Consider the following 17,782-nt stretch of genomic DNA (forward strand, 5'->3'; position numbering starts at 1 on the left):
TGTGGCCCGCGGCTACCCGAACCGCATCGCCACCACCGCAACGGCTTTCGTCGCCGATCCGTTCGGGCCGCCCGGATCGCGCATGTACCGGACCGGCGATCTCGTGCGCTGGGTGCCGAGCGACGGGGCCGGGACCCTGATCTTCCTGGGCCGCACCGACTTTCAGGTCAAGATCCGCGGACAGCGGCTCGAGCCGGGGGAGATCGAGGCGGTGCTCGCGGCCACCGAGGAGGTCAATCACGCGGTCGTCGTGGTGGTCGACGGTGGGCGGCTGGCCGCCTATGTCACCCCGGCACCGGGATATTCGCCGGATCCGATCGAGGTGCGGCAGGAGGCGGCGCGGCGGCTGCCCGCGTTCATGGTGCCCGACAGCGTGACCGTGCTCGACGAACTGCCGCTCAACCCGAGCGGGAAGGTCGACCGGCGGGCGCTGCCGGACCCGCGACCCACCGCGTCCGTCTCGCGCGCACCGGCCACCCCCGCCGAGGAGATCGTGGCCGCGGTGTTCGCCGAGGTGCTGGGCCTGGAGCGGGTCGGGGCCGACGACGACTTCTTCGCCCTGGGCGGGGACAGCATTCTGTCCATCCAGGTGGTCGCGCGGGTGAAGGATCGCGGGCTGGTGTGCACGCCGCGACAGGTGTTCGAGGCGCGCACGGTCGCCGGACTCGCGCGCGTGGCCGAATCGGCCACGGCGGCACCGGTTCTGGCGGAACCCCCCGGCGGCGGCGTCGGGGAGATGCCGGTGCCGCCCATCGTGCGATGGATGGTCGAACGCGGCGAGTTCCGGCGCGTGAACCAGACCGTCGTACTCACCGCCCCCGCCGGACTCGACCACGCGAGTCTCGTGGCGACCCTCGCCGCGGTGATCGACCGGCACGACATGTTGCGCGCCCGGCTGTGGCGCGACGAGGAGGACTGGCGGCTCGAGACGCGCGCGCCGGGCACGGTGGACGTGGTCTCGCTCGTCCGGCGGGTCGAGGTCAGGGCGGCGGATCGGGAGCGTCTCGCCGTCGCCGCGACCGAGGCCGCGCTCGATCGGCTCGACCCCGCCGAAGGCATTGTGCTCCAAGTCGTTTGGCTCGACCCGGTCGAACCCGATGTGAGCGGGCACGTGATCGTCGTCGCGCATCACCTCGTGGTGGACGGCGTCTCGTGGCGCATCCTGCTGCCCGATCTCGTCGCCGCCTGGCGGGGCCGCGCGCTGCCGCCGGTGGGCACGTCCATGCGACGCTGGGCGCACGGGCTGGTGGCCGAGGCCGAATCCCCGGGCCGCACAGCGGAATTGGCGCTGTGGCAACGGATGGTCGAGGGACCGGACCCGCTGCTGGGTTCGCGTCCGGTGCCGTCCGCCGATCCGGACGCTATGCGGCTGCGGCGAATTCGGCTCACCTCCGAGATCACGGAGGCGCTGCTCACCCACGCGCCCGCCGCCGTGCACGGCGACGTTCAGGACGTGCTGGTGGCCGCGCTGGCATTGGCCGTGACGCGCTGGCGGTCGCGGCGCGGGGTGAGCGAGCCGTCCACACTGCTGCGCCTGGAGGGCCACGGGCGCGAGGAACAGGTGCTGCCGGGCGCGGATCTGACCGCGACCGTGGGCTGGTTCACCACCATGTACCCGGTGCGCATCGATCTCGCCGGGATCGATCTCGCCGACGCCCACGCGGGTGGTACGGCGATCGTACGGGCGGTCAAGAGTGTCAAGGAGCAGTTGCGAGCGATCCCCGACCACGGGATCGGCTACGGGTTGCTGCGATACCTCAATACCGAGACGGCGCGGTCGCTTTCGGGTCCCGTCCCGGGGCAGATCGCCTTCAACTACCTCGGTCGCTTGGCGACCGGTGAACGGGGAGCGGGCGATTTCACGCTCACCGACGAACTGGGCGAGGTCACGGCCTTCGCCGCGGGTGCGGCTCCGACGACGGCGGCTCTGGACGTCACCGCCGTCGTCACCGACGGGATCCTGTCCGCCACTTTCGGTTTCACCGAGACGATCCTCGACAGCGCATCGGTCGACGAACTCGCCCGGCTGTGGGCGGACGCGGTGACGGCCGTCGTCACCCGGCTGACCGAACCGCGCAGCGGCGGACACACCCCGTCCGACTTCCCGCTGGTGCGCGCCACCCAGGCCGATATCGACGGCTGGGAGGCGGCCCACCCGCGCCTCACCGATGTCTGGCCGCTGTCGCCGTTGCAGTCCGGACTGCTGTTCCATGCCCGTCTGGCCGATGCGGCGACCGATGTGTACACGGTGCAATTGGCGCTCACCCTCACCGGCGTCGTGGACGCCGCACGGCTGCGCCGCGCCGCGAACGCGCTGCTCGACCGGTACTCGAATCTGCGGGTCGCGTTCGAGACCGACGCCGCCGCAGAGCTCGTCCAGATCGTCGCCGAGCGCGTCGAAATGCCGTGGCGCACCGTCGATCTGCGTGGCACACCGGACGCCGACCGCGCGCTGACCGCCGAGATCGATCGCGACAAGGCCGAGCCGTTCGCCGTCGACACCGCGCCGCTGCTGCGCTGCACGCTGATCACCGTCGCCGACGACCGAGCCGTCCTGCTGCTGACCAACCACCACGCGCTGCTCGACGGCTGGTCGCTGCCCTCGGTGCTGACGACCTTGTTCGCCGCCTACACCGGCGAACCCGCCCCCGAGCCCACCGCCGAATACCGCTCCTACCTCGCCTGGCTGGCCGCCCAGGACGCCGAGGCGTCGCTGCGCGCCTGGCGACACGCCCTGGCCGACGCCGCGCCCACCCTGCTCGCCCCGCAGGACGGGCCACCCGCGACCGACACCGAAACCGCCCGGCTCCCCATCGAATTCGACGCCGACCGCACCGCCCGGCTCACCGCCGCCGCGACGGCCGCCGGGGTCACCACGAACACCCTGTTCCAGGTGGCGTGGGCGACCGTCCTCGGCTACCTGACCGGCCGCGCGGATGTCGTCCTCGGCGCGACCGTCTCCGGCCGTCCACCGGAGCTGCCCGGCATCGAATCCGCCGTCGGCCTGTTCATCAACACCATTCCGGTACGGGTCCGCTACGGCGCGGCCGAACCGCTCGCCCGAGTGTTGAGCCGCGTCCAGGCCGAACAGGCCGAACTGCTCGGCCACCATCACACCGGCCTGCCCGATATCCACGCCGCCCTCGGTGTCGCGAGCCTGTTCGACACCGTGGTCGTCTTCGAGTCCTACCCCATCGACTCCGCCGGGCTCACCGCCCGGGCCGCCGACCTCGACGGCATGCGCGTCGAGGAACTCCGGTCCAGCGACTCCACGCACTATCCGCTCGCCCTGGTGATCGTCAAGGGACAACCGCTGCGCATCCAAATGCAGTACCGCCCCGACGTTTTCACCGAGGAATGGGTCCGGGCGTGCGCCGGCCGACTCCTGCGGGTGCTCGACGCCATGACCGCCGATCCGTCGCTCCGCATGGCCGATATCGACCTGCTCACCGCCGCCGAGCGGGCCCGCCTCGCCCCCGTGCGCGGTCGCCCCGCGCACGCGCCGCGACCGCTGCCCGACCTGCTGGCCGCCGGGGTGGCCCGCGATCCCGACGCCCTCGCCGTCATCACCGACACCGACACCCTGACCTACCGCGAACTCGACGAATACGCCAATCGCCTGGCGCACTCCCTCATCGCGCGTCGCATCGGCCCCGGCGACACGGTCGCGCTGGCCATGCACCGCGGCGTCGACTTCCTCGCGAGCATCTGGGCGGTCACCAAATCCGGCGCGGCGTTCGTCCCGATCGATCCGCGCTATCCCGTACAGCGGGCCGCCCGCATGATCGCGGATTGCGCCGCGCGCCTGGTGATCTCGATCGACGCCACCGCGGCCTGGGCCGCCGAATCGGTGGACGGCGTGACCGGCTCGGAACGGGTCGAGCTGGTGACGCTCGGCGGACGAGAGTCGTTGTGGCTGAGCGACTATCCGACGACGGACATCACCGACGCAGGGCGGACGCGGCCGTTGCGGGCGACGGACGTCGCCTACGTGATCTACACCTCCGGCTCCACCGGAATCCCCAAGGGCGTGGTGGTGCCGCACGAGGGTTTGGCGAACTTCGCGGCCGAGGAACGGGACCGGTACGGGGTGGACGCCGACGCCCGGGTCCTGGCGGTGTCGGCGCCCGGCTTCGACGCGGTCATGCTCGAGATACTGATGGCGCATCCGCACGGGGCCGCGCTGGTGGTCTCGCCGCCGGACGTCTTCGGCGGCGCGGAACTGGCGAAACTGATTCGGCGACAGGGTGTTTCGCACGCCTTCCTCACCCCGAGCGTACTGGCCACGATGTCGCCGACCGGACTCGAATCGTTCCGGGTGCTGGCCGTCGGCGGCGAGGCGTTGTCGGCCGAACTGGTGGCGGCCTGGGCGCCGGATCGGCGGCTGCACAACGCGTACGGGCCCACCGAGACGGTCATCGTGATCACCATCGGCGAACCGCTCGAACCCGGCGTGCCCGTCACCATCGGCGGCCCGATCCGCGGCGCGGAGGCCGTCGTGCTCGACACCTGGTTGCGGCCGGTGCCCGTGGGCGTGAGTGGGGAGCTGTATCTCGGCGGCATCCAGCAGGCGCGCGGCTATCTGAACCGGCCGGGACAGACCGCGGCCGCGTTCGTGGCGAACCCGTTCGGCCGCAATGGATCTCGGCTGTACCGCACCGGTGATCTGGTGCGCTGGACGGACCGGGGGACGCTGGAGTTCCTCGGGCGCGCCGACTTCCAGGTGAAGGTGCGCGGGCAGCGTGTCGAACTGGGCGAGATCGAGGCCGTGCTCGCCGAACAGGATGGGGTGCGACGCGCGGTCGTATTGCAGCACAAGCGCACCGGCGGCCTCGTCGCCTATCTCGTCGGCGACGGCATCGACCCGGGCCGCGTCCTGGACGCCGCGCGCCGGAGGCTGCCCGCCCACATGGTGCCCGGCGCGTGCTCGGTACTGCCCGATCTGCCCCTCACGCCCAGCGGAAAGCTCGACCGCGCGGCCCTGCCCGAACCCGTCGTGCCCGCGCGGGCGCACCGCGCCCCGGCCACGACCACCGAACGCGCGGTGGCCGAGGTCTTCGCCGACGTCCTCGGTCTCGAACGGGTCGGCGCGGACGAGGACTTCTTCGCCCTGGGCGGCCACTCCCTGACGGCCATGCGCGCGGTGTCGCGGCTCGCCGCGACGACGGGGGTGCGGATCGGCGTGCGCGATGTGTTCGAGGAACCGACCGCCGAACGGCTGGCACGCGTGCTCGACGCCGGGACCGGCGACACCGCGGGCCCGGAACTGGCGCCCCGGAAACGGCCGGAGCGGGTGCCGCTGTCGTTCGCGCAGTGGCGGATGTGGTTCGTCAACCGGTTGGACGGCGCGTCGGCGACCTACAACATCCCCCTCGTGCTGCGGCTGCGCGGCGAACTGGACCACGCGGCGCTGACCGCCGCCCTCGGCGATGTGGTGGCGCGGCACGAGACGCTGCGCACGGTGTTCCCCGACGAGGGCGGCAAACCCTATCAGCGGATCCTGCCGCCCGGATCGATCGAACCGATCGTGCGCGCGGTCGCGCCGGGCGGCGTCGACGACGAGGTGGACGCGGCGGTGCGGCGCGGGTTCGACCTGTCGACCGAACCGCCGATGCGAATCACCCTGCTGGACAACGGTTCCGGTGAACACGTCCTGGTCGTCGTCATCCACCACATCGCCGCCGACGGCTGGTCGATGGCGCCGCTGGCGCGCGATCTCGCGCGGGCCTACACCGCGCGACGGTCGGGCCGGGACCCGGAATGGGAGCCGCTGCCCGTGCAGTACGCGGACTACACGCTGTGGCAACGTGAGGTGCTGGGCGAGGAACGCGATCCGGACAGCACCCTCGCCCGCCAGCTCGGCTACTGGACCGGTCGGCTGGCCGGATTGCCCGATCGGCTGGACCTGCCGACCGATCGTCCGCGCCCCGCGGTGGCTTCGCACCGCGGCGACACGTACTTCTTCACCCTGGACACCGAACTGGTCGCGCGGATGCGGGCGGTGGCGAACGCGCGGGGCGTCACGCCGTTCATGGTGATGCACGCGGCGCTGGCGCTCGTGCTGGCCCGCCTCGCCGGCCGCGCGGACATCGCGGTGGGTACCCCGGTCGCCGGGCGCGGGACGTCGACCCTGGACGAGCTCGTCGGCATGTTCGTCAACACGCTCGTCCTGCGCACCCGCGTCGAGGACACCGATTCGTTCGCGCGGCTGCTGGATCGGGTGCGCCGGGCGGATCTGGACGCCTTCGCCCACGCCGATGTGCCGTTCGAGCGCGTGGTGGAGGTGCTCGATCCGCCGCGCAGCCGGGCGCACCATCCGCTGTTCCAGGTGATGCTGTCGTTCCAGAATCTGGATCTGGACTTCGCCGACGCACGTCTGCCCGGGCTCGAGGTGGACGTGGTGACGGTGGAGACGGGGGTCGAACGGTTCGATCTGACCGTCACGGTGGCCGACATCCCGGCGACGGACGGGCCCGTGCCGGTCAGCATCGGGTACGCGGTGGATCTGTTCGATCGGTCGACGATCGCGAGGTTCGCGGAGCGGTTGCGGCGGGTGTTGGACGCGGTGACCGTGGATCCCGAGCGGGCCGTCGGGGAGGTCGATCCGCTGGCGGCGGAGGAGCGGCGGGCGTGGTGGGAATGGAGTGACGGGGGTGCTGGGGCGGAGCCGATCCCATTGGGGGACAGGCTCACTCGCGCCGCCGCGGAGTTCGGGGATCGGGTGGCTGTCGTCGATGGCTCGGGCGGGGTCACGTACCGGGAGCTGGACGATTGGACCGATCGGGGCGCGCGGCTGTTGATCGATCGCGGGGTGCGTCCGGGAACGCCTGTGGGAGTGGTTGTCTCGCGGTCCGGTGACTGGGTTCGGTGGGTGTGGGCGGTGGCGAAGGCCGGGGCGGTGGTCGTGCCACTCGACGCGGCCGACGCCGTCCCCGACCATGTCGCCATCGTGATCGGCCAACCGGCCGTGGGTGATTCGGCGATCCCGGTCATCGATCCGAACGGTGTCGATGTGTTCGCGTTCGACGCCGCGCCGATCGGATCCGACTCGGTGCGGCCGGACGATCCGGCGTGGATCGACGCGTCCACCGGAACGACCCTCACCCACGCCGCCCTCGCCGCCGCGACCGCACCCCGCTACGGGATCGGTGCGGGAGCACGGGTAGCGGCCGATCCCGCCGTGGCGGCGGAGATCGCGGCGGCGGCTCTGCCATTGACCGTCGCCGCGGGCGCGACGTGGCTCGTCCCATCCGCAGACGAACCATTGACCGAATTCCTACGCGCCGAACAAATCACCCACGCCTTCCTGCCCCCGACCGCCGACCCCATCGAAATCCCCGGCCTCCGAGCGATTGTCACCGGCTGCTCGCCCACGGCCATGGAACGGTGGCCCGCCGGTTCGACATACACCGCCTCGCGCACCCTCGCAATCTGGTCGACCGGCGCCGAAACCCGCCCCGGCGGCCCGGTTCCCCTCGGCCGTCCCGTCCCGGGCGTGCGGCTACTGGTCCTGGACCGATGGCTGCGCCCGGCACTGGTGGGGGAGTTGTATGTCGCGGGGGCCGCGGTGCCGCGAAACCATGTGGGCGACAACGGGGGAGCGTCCGGGTCCGCGGAGTCGTTCGTCGCTGTGTCCGCGGTGCCGGGGGAGATGGCGGCCGCAGGGTCGGCCGCGCGGCGTCGGCGCGCGGACGACGCGGCGGTGTTCGTCGCCGATCCGTTCGGCCCGCCGGGCGCGGTGATGTTCCGGACCGGGGAGCGGGTGCGGTGGGAGCACGGCGGCCTGATGTCGTTGGGGCGCAATGACTCCCAGACCGTGGAAGGCGACGACGAGGACGGCTCGGCCGCTCCGCGCTGGGAGGTGGCGGCCTATCGGCCCCCGTCGACGCCGATCGAGGAGATCGTCACCGCCGTCTTTCGCGACGTGCTCGGTCTGGACAAGGTTGGGGTGGACGACGACTTCTTCGAACTCGGCGGTCACTCCCTGTCCGCGACCCAGGCGGCGGCGCGCGTGGAGGCGGCCGTCGGCTACGACGTCGGGGTCCGGGACGTCTTCGATACCCCCACACCCGCTGGACTCGCCCGGGTCCTCGCCACTCGCGCGTCCCGAACCGGTTCGGCCCCAGCGCTTTCCGCCCGCCCCCGGCCCGCCCGGATCCCCCTGTCCTTCGCCCAGTGGCGAATGTGGTTCGTCAACCGCCTCGACCCCTCCGCCACCGCCTACAACATCCCCCTGGTCCTGCGCCTGATCGGCGATCTGGACGTGCCCGCTCTCGAGGCCGCCCTCGGCGATGTGGTGGCCCGCCACGAAAGCCTCCGCACCCTGTTCCCCGACGACGAGGGCGTCCCGTTCCAGCGCATCCTGCCCGCCGATCACCACCCGGCGGTGCGGCCCATCGTGATCGAGGGGGCCGAGGTCGAGGGTGCCGTGGGGGCGTGGGCGCGGCGCGGATTCGATCTCGCGGTGGAGCCGCCGTTGCGAATCGGGTTGTGGCGCAGCGGATCCGAGGAGCACATTCTCGCGCTCGTGGTGCACCACATCGCGGCGGACGGTTGGTCGATGGCGCCGCTGGCGCGGGACCTCTCGCTGGCGTACGCGGCGCGGCGGGCGGGGCGTGCGCCGGGGTGGGAGCCGTTGGCGGTGCAATACGCCGACTACGCGCTGTGGCAGCGCGAGGTGCTCGGGGAGGAGGCGGATCCGGAGAGTGCGCTGGCGCGGCAGCTGGCCTACTGGACCGAGAGATTGGCCGAATCGCCGGATCGGCTGGAGTTGCCGACCGATCGGCCGCGACCGGTGGTCGCCTCGCATCGGGGGGCCGCGTACTGGTTCACCCTGGACGCCGAGACCGCCGCCGGGCTGCGGGCCCTGGCGCGGGAGCGCGGGGTGACGGTGTTCATGGTGTTGCACGCCGCCCTGGCGGTCGTGCTGTCCCGGCTGGCGGGCACGGCCGATATCGCGGTCGGCACGCCGGTGGCGGGCCGGGGCGCGGCCGCGCTCGACGATCTCGTCGGCATGTTCGTCAACACCCTCGTGCTGCGGGCGCGGATCGACGAGTCCGCGTCGTTCGCCGAGCTGCTCGACGGCGTCCGGCGGGTGGATCTGGACGCGTTCGCGCACGCGGACATTCCGTTCGAGCGGGTCGTGGAGGAGCTCGATCCGCCGCGCAGCCGGTCGCATCATCCGCTGTTCCAGGTGATGCTGGCCTTCCAGAATCTCGGACTCGAACACGCCTCGGCGCGGCTGCCGGGGTTGCGGGCCGAGGGCGTGGAGCTCGACACCGGGATCGAACGATTCGACCTCACCGTCACCGCGTCCGGCACACCCGACGACGATGGCGGGATGCCGATCGGGATCAGCTACGCGCTCGACCTGTTCGACCGGTCCACGGTGCAAGGGTTCGCCGGGCGGTTGGCGCGGGTGCTTCGCGATGTGGTGTCGGAACCCGTTGTGCCGCTTCGCGATCTGGATCCGGTGTCGGCCGAGGAGCGGCGGCGGTTGCGGGAACTCGGCGACGGGGCCGCGGCGCCGCGGCCGTTCACGCTGGGGGAGTTGTGCGTTCGGGTCGCGGGTGACAACGCGGATCGTCCCGCGATCGTCGAGGGCTCGCGGGAGTGGCGGTATCGGGATCTGGACGAGTGGTCGAACCGGTGCGCTCGCGCGCTCATCGAGGCGGGCGCCGGGCCGGAAACCGTTGTCGCGCTCGCCCTTCCGCGCTCGGCGGCGTGGATTCGCGCGGTGTGGGCGGTGGCCAAGGCCGGTGCGGCGTTCGTCTCGCTCGATCCGGCGCATCCCGCCGAACGGAACCGGTTCATCCTCGCCGACAGCGGGGCGAGCATCGCGCTCGGGAACCTCTCGGGTGAGTTCGGGGTGCGGGTGATCGATCCGGACCTGTCCCGGTACAGTGCCGCGCCGGTCACCGACGGAGACCGGAGAGGCGTTGTGCGAGTGGGCAATACGGCCTACATCGTGTACACCTCCGGGTCCACCGGAACGCCCAAGGGCGTGGCCGTCACCCACGCCGGGCTCGCGGTCGCCGCCGCCCCGAGGTTCGGGGTCGACGCGCGATCGCGGGTATCCGTCGTCGCCGCACGGGTTTTCGACGCCGCCGTGCTGGAATTCCTGCTCGCGGTGCCCGCGGGGGCGGCGCTCGTCGTCGCGCCGGAGAACGCCGTAGCGGGTGAGACGTTGACGGAATTCCTTCGGGGCCAGCGGATCACGCACGCATTCCTGTCCCCGGCGGTGGCCGCCTCGGTCGATCCGTCGGGGCTCGACGCGATGCGGGCACTGCTGACCGGCGCCGACGTCTGCCCGCCCGCACTGGTCGCCCAATGGTCCGGCACCGACAGCGCCGGAATCCGCCGGGTGCACAACCTCTACGGCCCCAGCGAGGCGACGATCTGGGTGAGCGGCACGGAGGTCCGCCCCGGCGAGCCGGTTACGATCGGCGGCCCGATCCCCGGCGTGCGGGCCATGGTCCTGGACGGCTGGCTGCGTCCCGTGCCCGAGGGCGTGGTGGGCGCGCTGTACGTGGCGGGTCCGGGTTCGGCACGGGGATATCTGAACCGGATCGGGCTCACCGCGGCGACATTCGTAGCGGACCCGTACGGACCCGCGGGTTCGCGCATGTACCGGACCGGCGATCTGGTCCGGTGGGAACGCGGCGCGCTGACGTTCGTCGGCCGCGGCGACTTCCAGGTGAAGGTGCGCGGCCAGCGCGTCGAACTCGGGGAAATCGAAGCGGCGCTGCGTGATTCGGATGCCGTGCGGCGGGCGGTCGTCGTCGTGGACGACACCGGGGCGCTGGCCGCCTACGTCGCGCCCACCCCCGGCCGCGACCTCGACGCGGGCATAGCGCGGCGCGCGGTGGCCGACCGGCTGCCGTCCTACATGGTGCCCGCCAGCGTCACCGTGCTGCCCGAACTGCCGCTGACCGCGAGCGGCAAGGTGGATCGGCGCGCGCTGCCCGCCCCCGCCGCGGCGGCCGCGCGCTACCGGGCCCCGGAAACACCCCTCGAGGAGATCGTCACGGACGTGTTCGCCGAGGTCTTGGACGTCGACCGGGTGGGTGTGGACGACGACTTCTTCACGCTCGGCGGCAATTCCATGGTCGCGATGAAACTCGTCGCGCGGCTGCGCACGCGCACCGGGACCGACGTGCCCTACCAGCTGTTGTTCTCCGACTCCACGCCCGCGTCCGTCGCCCGCTACCTCGACGGGCCGCACACGGGGATGCGGGTCTCGCTCGGCGTGCTGTCACCGCTGCGTTCGGCGGGTGACAAGCCGCCGCTGTTCTGCGCGCACCCCGGCGGCGGCCTGGCCTGGGTGTACGGCGGTCTGGCCGGACACCTCGATCCGGATCGGCCGATCTACGGTCTCCAGGACCCCTACATCGTCGAGGGGTCGGCGCGCTGCGCGTCGGTGGAGGAGTACGCCCGGCGCTACGTGGACGAGATCGTGCGCGCCTTCCCCGGCATCCGCTACCACCTGCTGGGGTGGTCGCTGGGCGGGAAGATAGCCCACGCCATGGCGAGTCGCCTTCGCGCACTGGGGCATTCGGTCGGATCGCTCGTGCTCGTCGACGCCGCCGTCGAGGCCGAACTCGATCAGCCGCTCACGGCCGACCCCGACGACCCGCAGGGCGTGCGGGCGCTCAACGACTTCCTCGGCGGCTGGCGCGAATTCCTGGGCCTGAGCGAGGACCGGCCGATCGCCTCGCCCGACGAACTGTTCGCGCTGCTGTCCGAACGGCTCGCGAGCGAGGGCGTCTTCACCCCCGAACAGGTCGAGCGGGTGATCGAGAACTTCACGACGCCGGTCTCGCACGAACCCGAGCACTTCGACGGGGACGCCGTGCTGTTCCTCGCCGCCCGCGAAACCCGCCGCGGTGACATGGCCGCGACATGGCGGCGTCACATCGGCGGCACGATCCGGTCCGTCCCGATCGACGAACGGCACATGGGGATGCTCAACCCGCACGGCGTCGCGCAGATCGGGCCGATCCTGAACGAATTGTTGCGGGACAGCGATCGGGCCTGACGGCCCTCGCCGCCCCGGAATTGCGCCGAATACCTTGGGGCACAGGGTAGTCCTCACTCCATGAACCACTCCGGCTCGGCGGGCGGCAGGTCGCGCAGCTTGTCCGGGTTGCGGACCACGGTGATCCCGGTGATGCGGTCGCGCTCGACGGTGAACGCGAACACGCCGAGATGGTGCCCGTCGAACACCATGAGCCCGGGTCGGCCATTGACCAGGACCGAACGTCCCCACGCTCCCGTACCCGCGCGGTACCAACCCAGGAACATCTTGGCCACCAGCTCCGAACCGCTGACCGGCTGCCGGATCGCGGGCACCTTGCCGCCGCCGTCCGCGGTCAGCGTGACCTTCTCGTCGAGCACTCCGAGCAGCGCGCTCAGATCCCCCGAGCGCCACGCCACCGCGAAGGCCGACACCGCCTTCGCGTGCTCGTCCGGGCTCGCCGGAAACCGCGGCGTCCCCTCCTCGACCCGCTTGCGCGCGCGAGATGCCAACTGCCGCACCGCGGCCGGAGTGCGGCCGACCACCTCGGCCACCTCCGGGCCGGTCATCCCGAACACGTCCTGCAAGACGAACGCGGTCCGTTCCGCGGGCGACAACGACTCCAGCACCACCAGCAGCGCGGTCGTCACCCGCTCGTCCTGGGTCACCCGATCCGCCGGATCGTCGGACGCCGTCACCTCCGGCTCCGGCAGCCACTCCCCGACGTACTGCTCCCGCCGCGCCCGCGCCGACCCCAGCTGATCCAATGCCAGCCGCCCCGTCACCGTCGACAGCCAGGCCCGCAGATTCTCGATCTCCGCCCCCGCCGGCCGGGTCTCGTGCCACCGCTGCAACCGCAGCCACGCGTCCTGCACCACATCGTCGGCGTCGGTCAAACTCCCCAACGTGCTGTACGCCAGCCGCCGCAAGTACCCCCGATGTTCCTCGAACCGCCGCGCCAACTCCGCCCGGTCACCGTCCCCGAACCCCTGCTCGCTCACATCCACCGTCCTCTCGACCGGAGCCTAACCGTCCGTCACCAGGGAGACGGCGGGGCGGGCGTTGGTGTGACACGCCATCGGAGAGTTTGGCCCGCCAGTGCCCCCGGGGCGGGCGTTCGTGTGACATGTCGTTGGCGAGTTCGGGCCGCCGGTGTCCCCCCGGGCCAGGCATTCGTGTCACATGCCGCCTGCGAGTTCGGGCCGCCAGTGCCCCCGGGCCGGGCATTCGTGTGACATGTCGTCGGCTACCCTCGGCCGGTGCGCGAGGGCTTGTCGACGGTGGTCGGGTTGGGTGCGGGTTTCGTGCTGGACCGGGTACTGGGCGATCCGCGGCGGTGGCATCCGGTCGCGGGGTTCGGGTCCGCGGCCGCGCGGTTGGAGTCGGTGGCGTATCGGGACAGCCGGGCGGCGGGGATCCGGTACGAGGCCGCGTTGGTGGGCGGCATGGTTCTCGCGGGTATCGCATTGCAGCGCACCGGTTTTCGGTTCGCGCTCACGGCCGTGTCGACGTGGACCGTGTTAGGTGGACGGTCCCTGGTCCGGGTCGGTGGGGAGATGGCGGACCGGCTGGAGGCCGATGACATCGAGGGTGCGCGGGCGCTGCTGCCTTCGCTGTGCGGGCGAGACCCCTCGGCGCTGGACGCGGACGGATTGGCCCGCGCCGCACTGGAATCCATCGCGGAGAACACCTCCGACGCGGCCATCGCGCCGCTGCTGTGGGGCGCGGTCGCGGGGGTGCCGGGGTTGCTGGGGTATCGGGCGGTGAACACGCTCGACGCGATGGTCGGGTATCGCAACGAACGCTACGAATCGTTCGGCTGGGCGGCCGCCCGGGTCGACGACGTCGCGAACCTGATTCCGGCGCGGGTGAGCGGGCTGCTCACCGCGATGCTGGCTCCCGTGGTGGGCGGTCGCCCGGCCGCCGCACTGGCGGCGTGGCGTCGCGATGCCGGGCGACACCCGAGTCCGAATGCCGGTGTGGCCGAGGCGAGTATGGCCGGTGCGCTGGGTGTGCGGCTCGGGGGCGTCACGCGGTATCGGCACGGGACGGAGTCGCGGCCCATGCTGGGAGACGGGCCCACGCCCCGGGTGCCGGATCTGCGGCGGGCCGTGCGGTTGTCGGCGGCCGTGCAGGCCGGGGGTGTCGCGGTGGCGATGGTCGTCGCGGCATTCGCGGGGGTCCGATTCCGGTCCTCGTGATGGAGGTCTCCTACGGACTCTGCCGCCCCTGCCGTCGCGATCGCCTCGGCTGGTCCTGACCGGATCCCGTCCGACGATGGTGCCGCTGCGCGATCAGCGGCGCGAGTTGCCGTAGCGGTCGGCCAGCCGGTCCGCGTTGGTGCTGGGCGGTGCGGGAACCGTTGCGGGAGAAGTCGTTTCGGGCGCCGGGGCCGGAGGTTGGCGGTCGCGGCGGCGTTCGCGGAGTTCGGCGTAGACGAAGTAGGCCAGGCCGAGGGGGGCCATGATGCCGAAGGCGATCCATTGCAGGCCGTAGGACAGGTACGGGCCCGCATCCAGTTGGGGGAGGGGTCGGGAGGTGAAGGCGCCGGGCTGGTGGTCGGTGAGCTGGAGGTAGCCGCCGGGGCCGCCGGTCGGAATCGTGGTGAGCGGGGCGCCGAGGACCGTGGCGAGTTGGCCGGTGTCGATCGAATACACCTGGCGGTAGTCGTCCTGGGTCATCGGGTCCTTGCCCGGGGTGACGCCCTCGGACTTGCGGACGCGCGCCTCGATCCGTTGCGGGCCGGTGGGCGGTTCGGGGATCGTGGGCAGGCGGATTCCGTCCGCGGCGGGCAACAGGCCGCGGTCGACGAGCAGGACGCGGCCGTCGTCGAGCCGGAAGGTCGCCAGCACCCCGAAGGCCGGATTGTCGTCCAGCCGCTGCAACCGCTCGACCACCGTCGAGCCGGGAACGTAAGTGCCCGTTGCGATTACGCGCCGCCACTCGGTGTCGGTCGCGGACGGATCGGTGAGCAGCGTGGTCACGTCGACCGGCGCGGCGTCGACCGACCGGGCGATGAGGTCGTTGCGATGCGAGGTCGAGGAGTTCTTACCCAACTGCCACGGCGCGAGCACCGTGAAACAGAAATACGCGAACCCCACGACCACGACCGCGAGAATCACCCAGCTGGGCCGCAGCAGGAAGGTCAGCCGACGCAGCACACTCATCGCGGCAACCGCTCACGCACCCAGTCGAGCAGCGCGGGCATCGCCGCCTCGATCTGCTCCCGAACCAGTTCGAATTCCGCATCGCCCCCGTAGTACGGATCCGGTACGTCCACGGAGTCGGCGTCCGGATCGAAACTCCGCAACAACCGCCGCCGCCCAGCGGGCACCCGCAACCGCGTCATCTCCCGATCATGCGAGGTAGCCAACGACACCACCAGATCGGCACCCAGATGATCGGACCCCACCATCGCCGCGATATGCCCCACCGGATACCCGTGCCGCCGCAACACGGCAGTCGTCCGCGGATCCGCATCCGCCCCGACATGCCAAGCCGTAGTCCCGGCACTACTCACCCGCACCCGATCACCCAACCCGGCCCGCTCCAGATACCCGACGAAGATCTTCTCGGCCATCGGCGACCGACAGATATTGCCGGTGCAAATGAAGGTCACGTGCAGCTCACCCACGACAGCCATTCTGGCGGGTTGGGGTGGGGTGGGCTATGTCGGGTGCGCGATAGGGAGGTGGAGCACGGATCCCGTTACCTTCGGCCCTGCTCGAGGGAGGCTCGATGAGTTTCGAGGTGCCGTGTTCCTCGCGATGGCCCTCGCACGCCGGACGAACCGCCGAGGAGGTCCTCACCCGTGGCGGCGCCGACCTGATCTCGCTGGCCCGCCCGCTGCTGGCCGACCCCGAGTGGGCGCGCAAGGCCGAGCAGACCCGCGAGGACGAGATCAACACCTGCATGCCTGGACCACGCGTTCGTGTACAAGAGGGTTCGGCGGCGTTCAGGTGTCGCTGCCCCGAGGTAATTCGAGTGCCGGGTGGGTTTGGGGGTGCGCTGCTGTATCGCGTGAGTGGGATTGGTGCTGCTGGCCTGCGCGGATGGTGGGTCAAATACCCGGGCGGTTCGCGTGTTCAGGATATTGCCGTCTCGCGTGGATGGGTGATCGTGTGTTCTGGCGGTTCAGCCGGTTTCGGGTGCGCTGCCTCGGGCGGACGGTGACTCGCATGCTGGGTGGCTGAGTGGGTTTCGGGCACTGCTGCCCGCGGAGGGTGATCCGAGTGCGGCTTGATCGGTGGGTTCGAGCGCTGCTGCCCTGTGCAGGATGGTTCTAGTGCCGGGTGGCTCGGTTGGGTTCTAGGTGCGGCTGCCCTCCGGAAGGCGGTACGGGTGCCGGGCGGTTCGGGCGGATTGGGGGATGCAAAGGTTGGGTGGGTTCGCGGGAGGTTGGAGGTCGATGGTGGGTGACGGGTTCGATCGGGAGTTGTTGCGGCATCACGGGGATGTGGATGTGGTGCCGGGGATGTTGGATTTCGCGGTCAACGTTCAGGGCGGGGGGCCGCCGGAGTGGTTGCGGCGGCGGTTGGCGGGGCGGCTGGGGGAGTTGGGGAGCTATCCGTCGGCGGCCGACGAGCGGGTCGCGCGGGCGGCCGTGGCGGCCAGGCACGGGCGGACTACGGATGAGGTACTGCTGTTGGGGGGTGCCGCCGAGGGCTTCGCGATGCTGCCGCGCTTGAGCCCCCGACTGGCCGCGGTCGTTCACCCGTCCTTCACCGAACCCGAACTGGCCCTGCGCGACGCCGGGGTCGACGTGGCCCGCGTCGTCCTCGACCCGCCCTACACCCTCGACCCCGCCCTGGTTCCCGACGCGGCCGACCTGGTGGTCCTGGGCAACCCGACGAATCCGACCTCGGTCCTCCACCCCGCCGAAACCCTGCTGGCCCTGCGCCGCACCGGCCGCGTCCTCGTCATCGACGAAGCCTTCGCCGACGCCGTCCCCGGTGAACCTGAATCCCTCGCCGCCCACCCCCTCGACGACGTCCTCATCCTCCGCAGCCTCACCAAGACCTGGGCCCTCGCTGGCCTCCGCTGCGGCTACCTCCTGGGCCCACCCGCCCTGCTCACCCGCCTGACCCGAGGCCGCCCCCACTGGCCCCTGGGCACCCTCCAACTGGAAGCCATCACCGCCACCGCCGAACCTGCCGCCATCGCCGAATCTCGAGCCCGAGCCCACGCCATCGCCGAGTCCAGAGCCCAAATGATCACCCGCCTAGCCGCGATCGGCATCACCGCCCACACCCCCGCCCACGCCCCCTTCCTCCTCATCGAGGCCCCCGACGGCGAACTCCTCCGAAAACGCCTCTCCCACAAGGGAATAGCCCTCCGCCGCTGCGACACCTTCCCCGGCCTCACCCCCAACCACCTCCGCCTAGCCGTCCGAGGCCCCACCGAGGTAACCCGCCTGATCGAAGCCATCACCGAATCCGGCCTGTAACCACCCGACCGGCCACCGAGATCCCAGACCTACGAGCCCAGCCGCAGCCCGGCCCCGCTGGAACTCATTGCCGGTGGGACACCGATCCCAGGCCCGCGAACTTAGTCGCACCCCGGCCGCCGCTGTCGTGCACCCCAGGCGCCACCGATCCCCAGGTGTACGAACCCAGCCGCACCCCTTATTCGAATCCGCACCCCTTGCAGGGCTACACAACGGGTGCGGATTCGAATAAAGACATCCCAGGGGCTTGGAGGTCAAGCAGCAGTGGCTTGTTCGGTGTATGTGGGCCATGCGGCCGCTTCGTCGTAGAGGGTGCGTGT

The 17,782-nt window shown here is 71.5% G+C and carries 6 protein-coding genes and 1 pseudogene (1 of these 7 running past the window's edge); 4 read left to right on the plus strand and 3 right to left on the minus strand.

Going from position 1 to position 17,782, the window contains the following annotated elements; all coding sequences use genetic code 11:
* Positions 1–12,037, plus strand: the end of a protein-coding gene (locus ACWDSJ_RS31475) for a non-ribosomal peptide synthase/polyketide synthase (RefSeq protein ID WP_450036220.1). It extends 15,068 nt beyond the left edge of the window; only the last 12,037 of its 27,105 coding nucleotides appear in the window; its start codon lies off the left edge, out of view; its stop codon occupies positions 12,035–12,037.
* A 53-nt stretch (positions 12,038–12,090) separates the two neighbouring features.
* Here ACWDSJ_RS31475 and sigJ read toward each other — a convergent pair whose 3' ends face one another.
* Positions 12,091–13,017, minus strand: a complete 927-nt coding sequence (sigJ, locus tag ACWDSJ_RS31480; protein WP_450036221.1) for an RNA polymerase sigma factor SigJ — start codon at positions 13,015–13,017, stop codon at positions 12,091–12,093.
* A gap of 258 nt (positions 13,018–13,275) precedes the next feature.
* Here sigJ and ACWDSJ_RS31485 point away from each other — a divergent pair, with 258 nt between their 5' ends.
* Complete coding sequence (locus ACWDSJ_RS31485; RefSeq protein ID WP_450036223.1) at positions 13,276–14,217, plus strand: cobalamin biosynthesis protein; 942 nt, start codon at positions 13,276–13,278, stop codon at positions 14,215–14,217.
* 93 nt (positions 14,218–14,310) lie between these two features.
* Here the strand turns inward: ACWDSJ_RS31485 and ACWDSJ_RS31490 are convergent, their stop codons facing one another.
* Together ACWDSJ_RS31490 and ACWDSJ_RS31495 are read right to left on the minus strand one after the other, a co-directional pair.
* Positions 14,311–15,174, minus strand: coding sequence for an SURF1 family cytochrome oxidase biogenesis protein (locus ACWDSJ_RS31490; protein ID WP_450036231.1), 864 nt, complete (start codon positions 15,172–15,174; stop codon positions 14,311–14,313).
* Between the two features lie 5 nt (positions 15,175–15,179).
* Positions 15,180–15,659, minus strand: coding sequence for a low molecular weight protein-tyrosine-phosphatase (locus tag ACWDSJ_RS31495; protein WP_450036224.1), 480 nt, complete (start codon positions 15,657–15,659; stop codon positions 15,180–15,182).
* A gap of 149 nt (positions 15,660–15,808) precedes the next feature.
* On the opposite strand from ACWDSJ_RS31495, the pseudogene ACWDSJ_RS31500 reads away from it, so the two are divergent.
* Together ACWDSJ_RS31500 and cobC are read left to right on the plus strand one after the other, a co-directional pair.
* Positions 15,809–15,962: pseudogene (locus ACWDSJ_RS31500) on the plus strand (oxidoreductase); the annotation flags it as partial.
* Between the two features lie 462 nt (positions 15,963–16,424).
* Positions 16,425–17,462, plus strand: coding sequence for an Rv2231c family pyridoxal phosphate-dependent protein CobC (gene cobC, locus ACWDSJ_RS31505; RefSeq protein ID WP_450036226.1), 1,038 nt, complete (start codon positions 16,425–16,427; stop codon positions 17,460–17,462).
* The last annotated feature ends 320 nt before the right edge of the window (positions 17,463–17,782 follow it).

The organism is Nocardia sp. NPDC003482, from assembly GCF_053588115.1.

Bases quoted from the DNA above. Each gene is read 5' to 3' on its own strand.
- ACWDSJ_RS31495 (WP_450036224.1), bottom strand. From the start codon at position 15,659: ATGGCTGTCGTGGGTGAGCTGCACGTGACCTTCATTTGCACCGGCAAT.
- cobC (WP_450036226.1), top strand. From the start codon at position 16,425: ATGGTGGGTGACGGGTTCGATCGGGAGTTGTTGCGGCATCACGGGGAT.